The organism is Micromonospora chokoriensis (genome assembly GCF_000718555.1).
Classification (GTDB): Bacteria; Actinomycetota; Actinomycetes; order Mycobacteriales; family Micromonosporaceae; genus Micromonospora; species Micromonospora chokoriensis_B.
Genome location: NZ_JOAN01000035.1, coordinates 21,903 through 36,729, shown reverse-complemented (window position 1 = coordinate 36,729; position 14,827 = coordinate 21,903). Strand labels below are relative to the sequence as shown.

Here is a 14,827-nt window from a genome sequence, read left to right as displayed (position 1 = left end):
GGCCGGCGGTGCGGGGCGTGTTGCCCCGCACCGCCGGCACTCCGGCTCGACTAGCTGACGGTCACAGTGCCGCGCACTGGCTGGTGCGCGGGCCGTGCACGATGTTGGCGATGCCGAGGTTGGTCGGGGCGGTGCTGTTCGCGGTGCAGTTGAGCGGGCCGCGGATGGTGTTGCCGGCCAGCAGGGGTACGTCGGTGCCGGTGGTGTTGGCGGACAGGTTGACCGGGCCGGCGATCGTGACGTCGATGATGGAGATCGCGTCGGTGGTGTTGGTGATCTGCAGTGGTCCGTTGACCGTGGTGTCGGCGAGGAGGACGCCGGCGGCGCGGGTGGCGCTGACTGGTCCACTGATGGTCGTTGCGGTGGCGACGAGTGCGGCGCCCGTCTGGACGGTGACCGGGCCGTTGATGGTGGCGTTGGCGGCGCAGGTGAAGCCGGAGACGACCAGCGGTCCGTTGCGTCGGCCGGTGAGGGTCGGGTAGACGCGTTCGCCGTCGGTCAGCTTCTCGACGCCCTGGGTGTCGAGCAGCAGCGGGATCAGGCCGCGTTCGGGCTGGTTGAGGGGTACGTAGTAGCCGTCGCCGGTCTTGATGACTTTCCAGCCGTGTGCGGCGATGCGCTGCGCGACGGTGGTGCCCACACCGGCTGGTCCGTCGGTGCGTGCGCCGTTGTACTGCTCGTCGGTGAGCTTGTAGGCGCATGGGGCGTTGTCGAGGATGAGGTCGGCGCGGGGTGCGTCCAGTGGCGGTGGGCTGTCGCCGGGGTGTGGGGCGGGGTGGGCGGGGATCGGTCGGGAGCCGCGGAAGACCAGGCGGCCGGTGTTGGCGGCCTGGATTTCGATGGACTCGGCGCGGGAGGTGAGGATGTCGGCACGGTCGGCGCGGTGGTAGTCGAGGAACTGGTGGAAGGTCCACAGGGCCGAGTAGGTCTTGCGGCGTCGGTTGTTGGCGGTGTTGCCCTCGTCGGGTCGGGTCTGCCCGCCGGAACTACGGAGTTCCAGCAGGGAGTTGGTGACGTTCTTGAGGCCGAGGGTGTTGCGCAGGATGGTTTCTTCGCTGAGGCCGACGTTGCCGCCGCCTTCGCAGCCGTAGGGGCAGGCCCACCAGCCGGCTTCGGCGCCCTTGGCGTACATGTGGCCTTCGATCATGTCTTGGGACTGGTCGAAGATGGGTTGGGCGACGTTCTGGTGTCGGGGTGGCAGCATCGGCAGGTCGCCGGCGCGGGTGTTGCCGAACTCGTGGCCGTCGTAGCCGGCGACGGGTCGGTAGTCGCGGACCATCTTGATGTACGCGGTGGTCTCCGGCTGGCGGATCAGCGAGTAGTCGCGGTTGAGGTCCTGGCCGGTGGAGTTGCCGCGGGTGTTGTTGGCGCGGCCGTCGCCGTTGATGGTGGGGACGATCAGGACGGTGGTGTGGCTGAGTAGGTCGGTGATCCGGGGGTCGGTGCTGAACGCGAGTTGCCGGGCCATGATGAGGCAGGCTTCGCGGTCGCCCGGCTCGTTGCCGTGCACGTTGCAGTTGATGGCGACGGGTGCGGTGGCGGCGATGGCCTCCGGCGTGGCTGCCGGGGTGGGGTATCCGATGACCAGCATGTTGATTGGTCGGTTGTGGACGGTGCGGCCGAGTTCGACGACGCGGACGCGGTCGCTGAGGGTGTCGATGGCGGTGGTGTAGGCGTACTCGTCGGTGTCGCTGGTGTATTGCGCGGCGTGGGTGGTCTCCCACTGGGTGCGTAGTTGTTCGCCGGGGGTGGCGGGGTTGCCCCAGGGTGCGGTGGTGGTGGCGGTGACCGGGTCGGAGTAGGGCTGTTCGGTGGTGCCGGCGCGGGCGCGTACCCGCCATTGGAACGTGTCGCCGGGGTGGTAGCCGGCGTCGGCGAAGGTGGGCGCCTGTTGGTTGATCTGGCGGTTGGGGCGCCAGATGCCGACGATGGTGGGTGCGCCGGTGGGGGTGTTGTGGGCGTCGACGGGGGTGCGTTCGATCTGGTAGTCGGTGGCGCCGTCGACGGGTTGCCAGGCGAGGGTGGTGTATCCGTCGGCTTGGTGGGCGGTGAGGGCGGTGACCTGGTCAGGTGGTGCGGCGCGTTGGGCGTTGGCGGGGGTGGGTGCGGTGGTGAGGGTGACGGTGATGAGGGTGGACACGGCGATGAGGGTGGGTCGCGGGCGTCTCATGTGGCCTCCGACGAGGTGATCGTGGCAGGTGTCGGACCAGCATGATCGTCGAAGTTCGTCGATGCAATGATCTTGAGGGAATCTTGCGTATCGGCGTCGCGCTCCCCCGCCGCGGTTACGCGGTGACGGTGGTGGGCTGGCCCGGTGTCAGCCAGCGGATGCTGTCGCGCACAGGGGGCCTGGCGGCGGCGAACGTCCGTTCGATGGCGTCGCGGGGCTCCTGGAAGTGCTGCCAGCCCTCGTAGTGCACCGGGATCGTCGTTCGGGGTCGCATCGTGGCGCAGAGCTGCACGGCCCGCCGGGCCGTCATGGAGTAGCGCAGCGGCCCGGTGATCGGGAACCGCACCCCGCCCAGGTGCAGCAGCACCGTGCCGACCGGGATGCGGGTGGCTACCTCGCGTACCCGGCGGGTCAGCACGGTGTCGCCGGTGACCCAGAGTGCGCCGTGCTGTTGCCCGGCCCAGCGTAGGGCGAAGCCGATGACGTCGCCGACGATCGGGCCGCTCAGCGGCGGGCCGTGCCGGCACGGGGTGGCGGTCACCTCGATCGTCGGCCGTCCAGGATGCGCGAGGCGGGTGCTCTGCCCGGCGTGCAGGCCCTGCGTGTCGCGGCCGAGCCGACGGGCCCCGGACGCGGTGGTGAGCACGGTGTCGACATCGGGTAGCAGGGCGCGGCCGGTGTCGTCGAGGTTGTCGCCGTGGTGGTCGTGGCTGAGCAGCACCGCGTCGATCGGCCCGAGGTCGGTGGCGGGGATCGCCGGGCCGCTGATCTTGCGTGACGAGGTGCCCCAGCCGAAGGTGTAGCGCCGCCCGGGTGGGTCGAACGTGGGGTCGGTGAGCAGCCGCCAGCCGCCGACCTCGATCAGGGTGGTGGGGCCGCCGATGTGGGTGATCTGCAACTGGTGTGCGGTGCTCACCGGGCGTGTCGCAGGGCCCAGTCGAGGGCGACGTCGGCGATGTGCTGCCAGCCTTGCTGCGCGGGCAGCAGGTGCGCGTAGCCGTCGAAGAGTTCAACCTCGGTGATGGTGTCGCCCTGGTAGTGCGCGGCGTTGGCGCGTTGCACGCTGGGCGGCATGATGTGGTCTTCGGAGCCGGAGATGAACAGCAGCGGTGCCCGCTGGTCGTTGTGGTAGTTGACGGCGATGTCCTGGGGGCCGGGCAGCAGGTTGGCCAGGACGCTGTCCCAGAGGATGCCGCCGGCGGCGGGGATGGCGTAGCGCTCGTACAGGGCGCGGGCGGTCTGCTCGTCGAAGGTGTTGGTGAACGCGTAGTTCCACTGTTCGAAGGTGAAGCTGACCGCCCGGTGCAGGTTCGCCGGGTTCTTCAGTACTGGGAAGGTGGAGCGCAGCTGCGAGAACGGGGTCACCGTGACGCCTTCGGTGGGCGCCGAGTTGAGCACGACCGCCGAGGCGCCGTACCCCCGGTCGAGTAGTACCTGGGTGAACGCTCCGCCGGCGGAGTGGCCCATGATGATCGGCGGCTTCGGCAGCGCGTCGACGACCGCGCTGAGATGCTCGATGACCTGATGTGCGGTGAGCGTCTCCAGGGGGCTGGGGTCGGCGTTGATCGCCTCGACCTCGCCCTCCAGCCCGGGGTAGGTGGGGGTGAGCACCTGCAGGCCCTTGTTCTGGTAGTGGGTGACCCAGTGTTCCCAGCTGCGGGGGGTGACCCAGAACCCGTGGATGAGGACGATCGTGTCCGGTGTGCCGCTCATGGTCAGCTCCGTGATGTCGGTGAGCCCACCGTAGACATTCGTGACCCGCCATGACGGCTGATCGGGAGGACGGCGCTCAGCCGAGGTCGACCAGCAGGGGGCGGTGGTCGGAGATGGTGGACTGCGGCGCGGTGACGGCGCGTACCGGTGGCAGGGCTTCAACGGCGTGCCGGTCGGCGAGGATGTGGTCGAGTTGGACGCGGGGCTGCCCGGAGGGGTAGGTGGGGCGTCGGCCCAGGGGGTGCCAGCCGGAGATGAGCCGGGCCGCGCCGGCGGGCAGGTTGAGGTCGCCGAGCAGGACGCGGGGGGCTGGTAGCGCGCGCAGGGCGCGGACGGTCTGGCGTAGTTGGCGGGCGTTCCAGCCGGGCACGAAGGACAGGTGGGTCGCGGCGACGGTGAGCGGGCCGTGGGGGGTGTCCAGGACGGCGGCGAGGACCACACGAGGTTCGTCGTGCAGCAGGATGAGGCCGCCGCGGGGGCCGGGCACGTAGACCGGTGAGCGGACGGGTGCCGGTTTGAGGCGGGTGACCTGCCAGCTGCGTACGGGGTATCGGCTGATCAGCCCGATGCCGTAGCAGGGTTCGCCGTGCCCGTCGTCCTCGTGGCGCAGTGGGCGGAACTGTTCGCCGGGGGTGCCGACGACGGCGGCGACGAAGCGGTGGTGGGGTGCGTCGAGGGCGTGGGCGGCGATGGCGGTGAGGTCGAGGTTGCCGCTGCGGTGTTGGTCGCGGTCGACCTCCTGCAGGGCGAGCACGTCGGCGTCGAGGGCGCCGATGGCGGCGGTGAGTCGGTCGGGGTCGACGAGCCCGTCGGTGAGGGACCGTCCGTGCAGCATGTTGAAGGTGGCCAGGCGCACTCCTGCACCTTACGTCCCCGTGGCATGGTTGCCCGGTGGTGAAGGTGTTGCTGTGCTCGGTGCTGGTGTTCGTGGCGGTCGGGGCGTTGGGGGTGTGGTTGCGGCGTACGCGGGGTCGGTGAGGTGAGGCTGGCCACTTCGGGGCTGGTCAGGGCTGCCCTGGTGGAGAGAATTGCTGCCCATGGACGCCGTATCGCTGAGTACCCTGTTGGCCGCCGCGGCGATGGCCGGGTGGGTCGACGCCGTGGTCGGTGGTGGCGGGTTGTTGCTGCTGCCGGCGTTGTTGGTGGCGGCCCCGGGGTTGCCGGTGGCCACCGCGCTGGGTACGAACAAGTTGGCCGCGATCTTCGGTACGGCCACGGCGGCGGCGACGTACACCCGCAGGACCAAGCTGGACTGGCGGGTGGCGGGGCCGGCGGCGGGGTTGGCGGTGCTCAGCGCGGGTGTGGGTGCGGCGTTGGCCGGGGCGGTGCCGGCGTCGGCGTACCGGCCGGTGGTGTTGGTCGTGTTGGTGGCGGTGGCGGTTTTCGTGCTGCTGCGTCCCCGGTTGGGGGTGGTGGCGACGCCGGCGAAGCGGACTCCGGTGCGGGTGGCGGCGGTGATCGCGGTGGCCGGGGTGGGTATCGCCCTGTACGACGGGTTGATCGGCCCGGGCACCGGCACGTTCCTGGTGTTGGCGTTCACCGCGCTCATCGGCGCGGATTTCGTGCACGGCTCGGCGATGGCGAAGGTCGTCAACGCGGGTACGAACCTGGGCGCGTTGGTGGTGTTCGGGGTGACCGGGCACGTGTGGTGGCTGCTGGGCGCGGGCATGGCGGTGTGCAACATCGCCGGCGCGGTGCTGGGGGCACGGATGGCGCTGCGCCGCGGGTCGGGGTTCGTGCGGGTGGTGCTGCTGGTGGTGGTCGTGGCGTTGGTCGCGAAGCTCGGCTACGACCAGTGGGTGGCTCGCTGATGGCGGTGCGCGCGGAGCACGACCGTGCGGTCCTGGCGCGGTTGCTGGGGCGTGACCCGGTGCTGCACGCCTACCAGTTGGGTGACCTGGACGACTTCTTCTGGCCGTACACGTCGTGGTTTCGCCGCGATGATCAGGTCGTGTTGCTGTACCACGGGAGCGACCTGCCGACGTTGTTGGCGTTCGCCGCGCCGGCGGACACGGCGGCGTTGTCGGTGTTGCTGGCGCAGGTGGCGCCGGTGCTGCCGGCCCGGCTGTACGCGCACCTGTCCCCCGGCCTGACCGATGCCCTGGCCGGTTCGTTCCGGTTGACGCCCGGTGGCCGGCACCACCGGATGGCGTTGACCGATCCGGGGCGGCTGGGTGCGGTGCCGGCGGCGGGGGTGGTGCTCGGCGCGGCGGACCTGCCGCAGGTGCGGGAGTTGTACGCGCGGGCCTACCCGGGTAACTGGTTCGACGAGCGGATGCTGCAGACCGGGCAGTACCTGGGGATCCGCGACGGCGCTGCGCTGGTCGCGGTGGCGGGGGTGCACGTGTTCTCCCCGGCGTACCAGGTGGCGGCGTTGGGTAACGTCACGACGCATCCGCGCTGGCGGGGGCGGGGGTTGGGCACCTCGGTGGTGGCGGCGTTGTGTGCCCGACTGCGGGAGAGCGTCACGCATGTGACGTTGAACGTGAAGGCGGACAACACCGCGGCGGTACGCCTGTACGAGCGGGTGGGTTTCACCCGCGTCGCCGCCTACGACGAGTGGACGTTGACGGCTCTAGCCGCGGCGGCTGGGTGAGTCGAAGCGCCCGGCGCGGATCTCACGCAGGGCCCGGCGGCGGGTGTCGCCGCGCAGGGTGTCGACGTAGAGCTGGCCGCGCAGGTGGTCGGTCTCGTGTTGCAGGGCGCGGGCCAGGAATCCGCTGCCGGCGATGGTCAACGGTTCGCCGTGCTGGTCGACGCCGTGAGCGGTGGCGTGCAGGGCCCGGACGGTCGGGAAGTACAGCCCGGGGATGGACAGGCAGCCCTCCTCGTCGTCCTGGAGCTCGTCGGAGAGCTCCAGGGTGGGGTTGATGAGGTGGCCACGGTGCCCGTCGGCGTCGTAGACGAACACCTGGGCGCTGACGCCGATCTGCGGTGCGGCGACGCCGGCGCGGCCGGGGGCGCCGAGCAGGGTGTCCATCAGGTCGGTGACGAGGGCGCGTAGCTCGGCGTCGAAGGTGGTGACCGGTTCGCATCCGGTGCGCAGGACAGGGTCGCCGATGATCCGGATGGGCCGCATGGTCATGGGGGTCAGCGTATCGCCGTGCGGTGCTGGGGTCAGCGCCCGGCCAGGGTGGCGCGGATCGGGGTGGTCTTCGCGGCGGCCTCGGCGACCTCGGCGCCCGCGTCGCTGTCCCAGGTGATGCCGCCGCCGGCCCAGGTGTGCAGGCGCTGGCCGTCGGCGGCGGCGGTGCGGATGGTCAGGCCGAGGTCGACGTGGCCGGGGGCGACCCAGCCCAGCGCGCCCATGCTGGCGCCACGGCCGACGGGTTCGAGGTCGCTGATCTGGGTCAGGGCGGCGAGTTTCGGGGCGCCGGTGACGGAGCCGCCGGGGCAGGTGGCGCGCAGCAGGTCGGCGAGGCCGAGGCCGTCGGCGGCGGCGGCGCGGACAGTCGACTCGGCCTGCCACAGGTCGCACCAGCGGCGTACGGCGAACAGGTCGTCGACGGTGACGGTGCCGGTGCGGGCGATGCGGGCGAGGTCGTTGCGTTCCAGGTCGACGATCATGATGTGTTCGGCGCGTTCCTTGGCGCTGGCGAGCAGTTCGGCGCGGCCGGCGGCGGTGGCCGGGCGGGTGCCTTTGATGGGTCGGGTGATGATGTGCCCGTCGGTGACCTCGACGAGGGTTTCCGGTGAGGCACAGCCGATGGCCCAGCCGTCGCCGGTGAGGACGCCGCCGTAGCGGGCGCCGGGGAGCGCGCCGAGGCGGCTCAGGGCGGGCAGCGGGTCGCCGGTGTAGGGGGCGGCGGCGTGGCCGACGATGTTGGTCTGGTAGACGTCGCCGCGGCCGATGGCGGCGCGGACCGCGTCGACGGCGGCGGCGTGTTGGCGGGGGGTCCAGCTTTCGGTCCACTCGCCGAGGCGCCACGGTGTCGGTGCGCCGGGCGGGGTGGCCCGCGCGGTGCCGTGGTCGTAGACGACGATGGCCAGGTCGGGCAGGGTCGGCGCGGGTTCGGGTGCCCCGGTGGGGGCGCCGGCCAGCAGTGCCCCGGCGGCGGCGGACAGGTAGAGCGCCGCGCCGCAGGCCCCGGTGCCGTGCTGGCCGGTGGCGGGTCGGGTCAGGTCGTGCAGGGGCAGGCCGTGCGCGGCGAGGAACTCCTCGGCGAGGGCTGCGGGGTCGCCGCCGTCGCCGCGACGCCAGTGCAGGCGGGCGCGTTCGGTGAGCGCTCCCCGGCACGCGGCCGGTGCGCCGGGTACATCGACCAACGCAGCCGGGCCGCTGTCCGCGACCAACGCAGCCGCGCCGCCTCCTGCGGCACCCACCTGTGGGAGCGTTTCCACGCCGTACGGTCCAACCTTCCTCATCCGTTCAGTGGATTTCCCGGGCACCAGGCGGTCACCTGCTCGATGCTGGACACTTTCGCTTGGTACTGTGCGTCACTGGTCATGTGAACCATGACACAGTGCCCCCACAGTCCGGAGAACCCGATGTGCCAGCACCAACCGACCTGTCCCTCCGCTGAAGCCACCGACCGGGAAGCCGCGCGGGTCCTGGCCTGCTTCCGTGAGCAGGGCTGGAGCCTGCTCTGCAACGGTGTCATCGTCTTCGAGGACACCGGCGAGTTGCTTCCCGACGGCAGCAGCATCGCACCGCACCGCGGCCCCGCCCGCCACGCCCTCGTAGCCTGACCGACCACTCAGCGTCACCGTTTAGCCGCCGTCGACCCAGGCTAGTCCCCCGGTAAGGGACGCCCACCGCCCAGGTCGCAGCGGCTGCCGGGGCAGGCCATACCCGCCCGCCCCGGCGTGCCCGTTGTCAGTCCTCGAACGCCTCCGGCGACGGGCACGAGCAGACCAGGTTCCGGTCGCCGTACGCGCCGTCGATACGCCGCACCGGCGGCCAGTACTTCCCGGCCCGGTCCACCCCGGCGGGGTACGCGCCCACCGACCGCGGGTACGCGTGCGACCACTCGTCACCGCTGACCATCGCCGCGGTGTGCGGCGCGTTCGCCAGGGGGTTGTCCCCCGCCGGCCACGCCCCGGAACCCACCTGCTCGATCTCCGCCCGAATCGCGATCATCGCGTCGCAGAACCGGTCCAGCTCGGCCAGGTCCTCGCTCTCGGTCGGCTCCACCATCAGCGTCCCCGCCACCGGGAACGACATCGTGGGCGCGTGGAAGCCGTAGTCGATCAGCCGCTTCGCCACGTCGTCCACCGTCACACCGGTCGCCTTCGTCAACGGCCGCAGGTCGAGGATGCACTCGTGCGCCACCAGGCCCTTGTTGCCGGCGTACAGCACCGGGAAGTGCCCCCGCAGCCGCGCCGCCACGTAGTTCGCCGCGAGGACCGCCACACCGGTCGCCCGGGTCAGCCCCTCGGCGCCCATCATCTGCAGGTACGCCCACGGGATCGGCAGGATCCCCGCCGACCCGTACTTCGCCGCCGAGATCGCCGGCGTCGCGTCGGCGTGCGCGCCCAGCGGGTCACCGGGCAGGAACGGCGCCAGGTGCGCGCGCACCGCCACCGGGCCCACACCGGGGCCACCGCCACCGTGCGGGATGCAGAACGTCTTGTGCAGGTTCAGGTGTGACACGTCCGCGCCGAACTTGCCGGGCTTGGCGAACCCGACCAGGGCGTTGAGGTTCGCCCCGTCGACGTACACCTGCCCGCCGGCGTCGTGGACCTTCGCGCACAGCGACGCGATTCCCGTCTCGTACACGCCGTGCGTCGACGGGTACGTCACCATGATCCCGGCGAGCGCGTCCCGGTGCTTGTCGATCTTCGCGTCCAGGTCGACGAGGTCGACGTTGCCGTCGTCGTCGCAGGCCACCACGACGACCCGCATGCCGGCCATCACGGCCGACGCCGCGTTCGTGCCGTGCGCCGACGACGGGATCAGGCACACGTCGCGGTGCGCCTCACCGCGGCTGTGGTGGTACGCCCGGATGGCCAGCAACCCGGCCAGCTCACCCTGCGAACCGGCGTTGGGCTGCACGCTCACCGCGTCGTAGCCGGTCACCTCCGCCAGCCACGACTCCAGCTGACCGATCATCTCCCGGTACCCGACGGTCTGCGCGTCCGGCGCGAACGGGTGGATGTGCGCGAACTCCGCCCAGCTGACCGGCTCCATCTCGGTGGTCGCGTTCAGCTTCATCGTGCACGACCCCAGTGGGATCATGCCCCGGTCCAGGGCGTAGTCGAAGTCCGACAGCCGCCGCAGGTAGCGCAGCATCGCCGTCTCCGAGTGGTGGCTGCGGAACACCGGGTGGGTGAGGAAGTCACTGTCGCGGCGCAGGCCGGTCGGCAGGGCCGGGTCCACGACGCCGTCGAAGCGCGCCACCCCGAACGCCGCCCACACCTCGCCCAGGTGCGCGTCGGTCGTCGTCTCGTCGCAGGACACCCCCACCCGGTCGGCGTCGACCAGCCGCAGGTTCACCCCCCGCTGCGCGGCCGCCGCGACGACCTGCGCCGCCGCGCCCGGCACGGTCGCGGTGACGGTGTCGAAGAACGCGACGTCCGCGACGTCCACGCCACCGGCGCGCAACCCGGCCGCGAGCCGCGCCGCCATCTGATGGGTACGCGTCGCGATGTCCCGCAGCCCGTCCGGGCCGTGGTAGACGGCGTACATGCCGGCCATCACCGCGAGCAGCACCTGCGCGGTGCAGATGTTGCTGGTCGCCTTCTCCCGCCGGATGTGCTGCTCCCGGGTCTGCAACGCCAACCGGTAGGCCGGGTTGCCGTCGGCGTCGCGCGACACCCCGACCAGACGCCCGGGCAGCATCCGCTCCAGGCCCGAGCGCACCGCCAGGTAACCGGCGTGCGGCCCACCGAAGCCCATCGGTACGCCGAAGCGCTGGGTGGTGCCGGCGGCGATGTCCGCGCCGATCTCCCCCGGTGCCCGCAGCAGCGTCAACGCCAGCAGGTCCGCAGCGACCGTCACCAGGGCCCCGACGGCGTGCGCCGCCTCGACGAGGCGCGCGTGGTCGCGGACCGCCCCGGACGCCCCCGGGTACTGCAGGTGCAGGCCGAAGAACTCCGCCGGCAACTCGTCGCGGTCGACGTCGAGGACCCGCACGTCGATGCCGAGCGGCTCCGCCCGGCTGGTGATCACCGCGATGGTCTGCGGCAACGCGTCGGCGTCGACGACGTACACGCTGCTCTTGGTCTTGGAGGCCCGCCGCGCGAGGGTCATCGCCTCCGCCGCCGCGGTGCCCTCGTCGAGCATGGAGGCGTTCGCGGTGGCCAACCCGGTCAGGTCCGTGACCATCGTCTGGAAGTTCAGCAGCGCCTCCAGGCGGCCCTGGCTGATCTCCGGCTGGTACGGGGTGTACGCCGTGTACCAGGCCGGGTCCTCCAGCACGTTACGGCGGATCACCGCCGGGGTGTGCGTGCCGTGGTAGCCCAGGCCGATCATGGAGACGGCGACGGTGTTGCGCGCCGCGAGGGCCCGCAGCTCGGCGATCGTCTCGGCCTCGGTGGCCGGGTCGGGCAGGTCGAGGGTGCCGTGCCAGCGGATCACCTCGGGGATCGCGGCGTCCATCAGCTCGTCGATCGAGTCGTGGCCGACGACCTCCAGCATCCGACGCTCATCGTCGGGGCCGGGACCGATGTGACGGGTGGCGAACTGCTCTACGGTCATAGGGGCACTCCCGGGGCGAGGTCGACGTGTCGGCCTCCCCCTCTGTCGCACCCACAGGTGGCGCTCCACAGTGCCTGCCCACGAGGTCCTTTTGCCTGAGAGGTTCCGGGGAGGATTTGCCCCTTCGGCGCCGCCCTGCGTGCTGTCGGGCGGTCTCTCCCACGTGGGTGTTACCGGCATGGTCAACGCTACCAGCGTTCGTGTTTCCAGCAGATGTCCTACCCCTGGTCGGGGCTTCGCACCCGTTACACCCCGGCCGGCGCGTCCGCGCCGACCCGGGCGGCCAGTTGCGGCAACACCACACCCAACGGCGCGTCGACGCACACGGTGGCGTGGCCGTCACCACGGGTCGACCCCTGGTTGACGATCGCGACCGGGATGCCCCGTTTCGCGGCCCGAATCACGAAACGGCGCCCCGACATCACCGTCAACGACGACCCGAGCACCAGCAACGACCGGGCCTGCTCCACGACCGCGAAACACCGCGCCACCCGCTGCGGCGGCACGGTCTCACCGAAGAACACCACGTCCGGTTTCAACATCCCGGTGCCGCAGATCCCGCAGTCCACCGTCCGGAACGCCGCCACCTGCTCATCGGGGAGATCCACATCACCGTCCGGGTTGACCCCGGCGACGCGGGCCACGAAATCCGGGTTGGCCTCGCGCAACCGCCGGTCCAGCTCCTCGCGGGAGGTCAGGTTGCCGCAGTCCAAGCAGGTCACCTCGTCCAGGCGACCGTGCAACTCGATCACCGATGTGCTGCCGGCCACACCGTGCAGCCCATCGACGTTCTGGGTGATCACCGCGTCGACCAGACCGGCGCGTTGCAGCCCGGCCACCGCCCGGTGCCCGGCGTTGGGCGCCGCGCCCGCGATCAACCGCCACCCCAGGTGACTACGCGCCCAGTAGCGCCGCCGGGCGAGAGGATCCCGGGTGAACGCCTGGAAGGTCATCGGCGTGTGCCGTCGCGCCACCCCGCTGGGCCCCCGGTAATCCGGAATGCCCGACTCGGTGGACAGGCCGGCGCCGCTGAGCACCACCACCCCACCACCGGCCACCAGCGAGGTCAACGCGTCGAGGCTCTCCATCACCCCTCCATGCTGCCTCAACCCACCCTCCACCGCCGAACCCCCGGCCCGGGGTTCGGCCGGCTTCTACGCCGCAACGACGTCGGCAACGACGCAGGCGATGTTGTCCGGCGCCCCCTCGGCCCGCGCCAGGTCGATCAGCGCCCGCACCGTGTCCTCGGGATCGTCCGTCGCGGCCAACGCCGCGCGCAGATCACCGCGATCCACGACAGCGGACAACCCGTCGGAGCACAGCAGATACCGGTCACCGGGCAACGCTGTGCGCAGCGCCAGATCCGCCTCGACCTGCCGACCGCCGCCGAGGGCACGCACCAACACCGCGCGCTGGGGATGCGTCGCGGCCTGGTCCCGGTCGAGCCGGCCCTGATCAACCTGGGCCTGCACCCAGGTGTGATCCTGGGTGAGCAGCGACAGCTCACCGCCGCGCAGCAGGTAGGCCCGGGTGTCACCGATGTGCACCAGCGCCAGGCGGGAACCACTGAGCAGCAGCGCGGTCAGCGTGGTCACCGGCTGGTCGGTGTCGGTCGCCAACCCGTGCACGGCCCGGTCGGCGTCGCTCACCGCGCCGGCCAGCATCGTCAACAGGTCTACGGCCGGCACGTCGGTGAGTGCCAACGGCTTCAGAGCGTCGACAGCGGCGGCGCTGGCCGCCGCACCGCCAGGCCCCCGCATACCGTCGGCCACGGCAAGCAACCGCTCGCTGGCGTACGCGGTGTCCTCGTTGCTGTCGCGCACCAACCCGGTGTCACCACCGGCGGCGCACCGGACGGCAACGGTGGAACAAGGGTGAGACATGGGGGCGCCCCCTTCAGACAGGTGGTCCACGAGGACGGTGGCGAGCCGGGCCCGCGCCGCGGTATCCGCGCTGACCTGCCGCCAGTACGCGGCGACCGCCTCAGCCGCCGCCGCTGGCGCCAAACCGCACACGACCCGGATCGTCGCCAGTGGCATGCCGATCCGCCGCAGCTGGGCGACCAACCGCGCCACCGGCAACTGAGCAGGGTCATAGAGCCGGTACCCGGACTCCGGATCGACAGCGGCCGGCACCAGCAACCCGACCTGGTCATACAGGCGCAACGCCTTCGGCGTCAGCCTCGCCGCCTGGGCGAACGCCCCGATGGTCATCAGCCCCACGTCGACATCCTCCTCGTGCCGGTCACCGCGACCGGCACCCACCAGGCTCAGGGTTACCCGAAGGTCAAGGTCAAGCCAGCGCCACCCACACCACCGGTAGGTTGGTCACATGCGCGTCGTCATCGCCGGAGGCCACGGCAAGATCGCCCTACTGCTGCAACGCCACCTCGCCGAGCGCGGCGACACCCCCGTCGGCCTCATCCGCAACCCCGCGCAGGCCGACGCGCTGCGCGCCGTCGGCGCCATCCCCATCGTCTGCGACCTGGAACACACCGGCGTCGCCGAGCTGGCGGCGCACCTCGACGACGCCGACGCGGTGATCTTCGCGGCGGGCGCCGGCCCCGGCAGCGGCGCCACCCGCAAGGACACCGTCGACCGGGCCGCCGCCGCGCTGCTCGCCGACGCCGCCACCCGCGCCGACGTCGCCCGCTACCTGCTCGTCTCCTCGATGGGCGTGGACGACCCACCCGCCCCTGGCGGCGACGACGTGTGGGCGGCGTACCTCCGCGCCAAACGCGCCGCCGAGGACGACCTACGCGCTCGCGACCTGGCCTGGACGGTGCTGCGACCCGGCCGGCTCACCGACGACCCACCCACCGGGAGGGTCACTCTCACCCGACACGCCGAGCACGGCGCGATCAGCCGCACCGACGTCGCCCACGTCCTTACCGCGCTGCTCGACGAACCCCGCACCACCGGCGCGACGCTGGAACTCATCGACGGGCCCACCCCGATCGCCGACGCCATCCATGCCGCCGCCACCTGAGGGAGAACAATGGACCCGCAACCACTCGACTACCGCTTCACCGCGCCCATCGAGAAAGACGGCGCGTTCGCCACCTACGTGACCGTGCCCGACTCGGCGGACCTGCTCGGCACCCGACGCGCCGTCAAGGTCACCGGCACCATCGACGGTCACCCGTTCAGCGCCACCCTCATGCCCTCTGGCGCCGGCCCTCACTGGCTGCCCATCCGGGCCGCCCTCTGCAAGGCCATCGGCAAGAGCACCGCCGGCACCGAGGTCACCTTCCACCTCGAGCAACGACTCAGCTGAGCGGGTGGGGCCTACGTCAGCGAACCCCA

General features: G+C 71.7%; 14 protein-coding genes and 1 riboswitch. Of the genes, 5 read left to right on the top strand and 9 right to left on the bottom strand.

Translation table 11 applies throughout. From position 1 onward, the window contains the following. Positions 1-61 precede the first annotated feature (61 nt). The 4 genes from IF46_RS0131475 to IF46_RS0131460 form a co-directional block, all read right to left on the bottom strand. Entirely contained in the window at positions 62-2,170 is a 2,109-nt protein-coding gene (locus IF46_RS0131475; RefSeq protein WP_030492043.1) for a M14 family zinc carboxypeptidase, read from the bottom strand. Between the two features lie 115 nt (positions 2,171-2,285). Beyond that, the gene (locus IF46_RS0131470) at positions 2,286-3,086 is read right to left on the bottom strand and encodes an MBL fold metallo-hydrolase (RefSeq protein ID WP_030492042.1); all 801 of its coding nucleotides are present in this window, start codon (positions 3,084-3,086) and stop codon (positions 2,286-2,288) included. Then, entirely contained in the window at positions 3,083-3,883 is an 801-nt protein-coding gene (locus tag IF46_RS0131465) for an alpha/beta hydrolase (protein ID WP_030492041.1), read from the bottom strand. Before IF46_RS0131465 ends, IF46_RS0131470 begins: the two co-directional genes overlap by 4 nt. Positions 3,884-3,959: 76 nt before the next feature. Continuing rightward, complete coding sequence (locus IF46_RS0131460) at positions 3,960-4,739, bottom strand: endonuclease/exonuclease/phosphatase family protein (RefSeq protein WP_030492040.1); 780 nt, start codon at positions 4,737-4,739, stop codon at positions 3,960-3,962. A 181-nt stretch (positions 4,740-4,920) separates the two neighbouring features. Here IF46_RS0131460 and IF46_RS0131455 point away from each other — a divergent pair, with 181 nt between their 5' ends. Beyond that, the gene (locus IF46_RS0131455; RefSeq protein ID WP_030492039.1) at positions 4,921-5,694 is read left to right on the top strand and encodes a sulfite exporter TauE/SafE family protein; all 774 of its coding nucleotides are present in this window, start codon (positions 4,921-4,923) and stop codon (positions 5,692-5,694) included. Further along, positions 5,694-6,479: a GNAT family N-acetyltransferase gene (locus tag IF46_RS0131450; protein ID WP_036393876.1), complete on the top strand. Its 786-nt coding sequence runs from the start codon at positions 5,694-5,696 to the stop codon at positions 6,477-6,479. Before IF46_RS0131455 ends, IF46_RS0131450 begins: the two co-directional genes overlap by 1 nt. On the opposite strand, the gene def is transcribed toward IF46_RS0131450, so the two are convergent. Then, complete coding sequence (gene def, locus IF46_RS0131445; RefSeq protein WP_030492037.1) at positions 6,459-6,968, bottom strand: peptide deformylase; 510 nt, start codon at positions 6,966-6,968, stop codon at positions 6,459-6,461. The genes IF46_RS0131450 and def overlap by 21 nt on opposite strands. Positions 6,969-7,000: 32 nt before the next feature. Then, complete coding sequence (locus IF46_RS0131440) at positions 7,001-8,248, bottom strand: chorismate-binding protein (protein WP_030492036.1); 1,248 nt, start codon at positions 8,246-8,248, stop codon at positions 7,001-7,003. A 123-nt stretch (positions 8,249-8,371) separates the two neighbouring features. Here IF46_RS0131440 and IF46_RS0131435 point away from each other — a divergent pair, with 123 nt between their 5' ends. Next, entirely contained in the window at positions 8,372-8,572 is a 201-nt protein-coding gene (locus IF46_RS0131435) for a DUF5999 family protein (RefSeq protein WP_007460326.1), read from the top strand. Positions 8,573-8,699: 127 nt separating this feature from the next. On the opposite strand, the gene gcvP is transcribed toward IF46_RS0131435, so the two are convergent. The 3 genes from gcvP to IF46_RS0131420 all read right to left on the bottom strand — a co-directional run bounded on the left by gcvP (position 8,700) and on the right by IF46_RS0131420 (position 13,744). After that, entirely contained in the window at positions 8,700-11,522 is a 2,823-nt protein-coding gene (gene gcvP / locus IF46_RS0131430; protein ID WP_030492035.1) for an aminomethyl-transferring glycine dehydrogenase, read from the bottom strand. A 73-nt stretch (positions 11,523-11,595) separates the two neighbouring features. Further along, a riboswitch (glycine riboswitch) is annotated at positions 11,596-11,694 on the bottom strand. 73 nt (positions 11,695-11,767) lie between these two features. After that, positions 11,768-12,610, bottom strand: coding sequence for an NAD-dependent protein deacetylase (locus IF46_RS0131425; RefSeq protein WP_030492034.1), 843 nt, complete (start codon positions 12,608-12,610; stop codon positions 11,768-11,770). A gap of 66 nt (positions 12,611-12,676) precedes the next feature. Continuing rightward, complete coding sequence (locus IF46_RS0131420) at positions 12,677-13,744, bottom strand: MerR family transcriptional regulator (RefSeq protein WP_030492033.1); 1,068 nt, start codon at positions 13,742-13,744, stop codon at positions 12,677-12,679. Between the two features lie 109 nt (positions 13,745-13,853). Here IF46_RS0131420 and IF46_RS0131415 point away from each other — a divergent pair, with 109 nt between their 5' ends. Continuing rightward, the gene (locus tag IF46_RS0131415) at positions 13,854-14,510 is read left to right on the top strand and encodes an NAD(P)-binding oxidoreductase (protein ID WP_030492032.1); all 657 of its coding nucleotides are present in this window, start codon (positions 13,854-13,856) and stop codon (positions 14,508-14,510) included. Between the two features lie 9 nt (positions 14,511-14,519). After that, complete coding sequence (locus IF46_RS0131410; RefSeq protein WP_030492031.1) at positions 14,520-14,798, top strand: DUF1905 domain-containing protein; 279 nt, start codon at positions 14,520-14,522, stop codon at positions 14,796-14,798. Positions 14,799-14,827 lie beyond the last annotated feature (29 nt).

Bases quoted from the DNA above. Each gene is read 5' to 3' on its own strand.
- IF46_RS0131475 (WP_030492043.1), bottom strand. From the start codon at position 2,170: ATGAGACGCCCGCGACCCACCCTCATCGCCGTGTCCACCCTCATCACC.
- IF46_RS0131465 (WP_030492041.1), bottom strand. From the start codon at position 3,883: ATGAGCGGCACACCGGACACGATCGTCCTCATCCACGGGTTCTGGGTC.
- IF46_RS0131455 (WP_030492039.1), top strand. From the start codon at position 4,921: ATGGACGCCGTATCGCTGAGTACCCTGTTGGCCGCCGCGGCGATGGCC.
- IF46_RS0131450 (WP_036393876.1), top strand. From the start codon at position 5,694: ATGGCGGTGCGCGCGGAGCACGACCGTGCGGTCCTGGCGCGGTTGCTG.
- def (WP_030492037.1), bottom strand. From the start codon at position 6,968: ATGACCATGCGGCCCATCCGGATCATCGGCGACCCTGTCCTGCGCACC.
- IF46_RS0131440 (WP_030492036.1), bottom strand. From the start codon at position 8,248: ATGAGGAAGGTTGGACCGTACGGCGTGGAAACGCTCCCACAGGTGGGT.
- IF46_RS0131435 (WP_007460326.1), top strand. From the start codon at position 8,372: ATGTGCCAGCACCAACCGACCTGTCCCTCCGCTGAAGCCACCGACCGG.
- gcvP (WP_030492035.1), bottom strand. From the start codon at position 11,522: ATGACCGTAGAGCAGTTCGCCACCCGTCACATCGGTCCCGGCCCCGAC.
- IF46_RS0131425 (WP_030492034.1), bottom strand. From the start codon at position 12,610: ATGGAGAGCCTCGACGCGTTGACCTCGCTGGTGGCCGGTGGTGGGGTG.
- IF46_RS0131415 (WP_030492032.1), top strand. From the start codon at position 13,854: ATGCGCGTCGTCATCGCCGGAGGCCACGGCAAGATCGCCCTACTGCTG.
- IF46_RS0131410 (WP_030492031.1), top strand. From the start codon at position 14,520: ATGGACCCGCAACCACTCGACTACCGCTTCACCGCGCCCATCGAGAAA.